Genomic DNA, 551 nt, shown 5'->3' on the forward strand with positions numbered 1-551 from the left:
CTTTTAAATCGACAATTTGAAGCATCAGCTCCTAATGAAAAATGGTTTACTGATGTAACATATTTGACATTCGGAGAACGTACCTTGTATCTTTCCACAATCATGGATGCCTTTAATCGCGAAATTATTAGCTGGGTGATAAGTGAATCACCTAGCCTTCAATTATCTATAGAGACATTAAAACAAGCATTAAGAGGGCGAAATGTAGAAGGTGTCATTCTTCATTCGGATCAAGGAAGCATCTATACAGCAAAGCAATTTCAGATGTACGCCAAAGAAAAAGGCATTATCACAAGCATGTCTCGGAAAGGAAACTGCCATGATAATGCCGTCATGGAAAGCTTCTTCGGACATTTGAAAAGTGAAGCTTTCTACTCACAAAATCTAACAAAAGTATCCAACACAACTGTGCGAAAGACTGTGTTAGAATACATTCATTACTACAATTGTGTGCGAATTCAGGAAAAATTAAACTACCTACCCCCTAAAGAATATAAGGGACAGGTAGTTTAGGTGTTTTGATGTGTGTCCCATTTTCAGGGTTCACTTCA

General features: G+C 37.4%; 1 protein-coding gene. It reads left to right on the forward strand.

The window, feature by feature from the left end:
* Positions 1–513: IS3 family transposase (locus tag CN288_RS26545; RefSeq protein WP_141528020.1), on the forward strand; the 513-nt coding region annotated here is incomplete at its 5' end.
* Positions 514–551 lie beyond the last annotated feature (38 nt).

It is taken from the genome of Bacillus sp. AFS023182, assembly GCF_002560575.1.
GTDB lineage: Bacteria > Bacillota > Bacilli > Bacillales > Bacillaceae_G > Bacillus_A > Bacillus_A arachidis.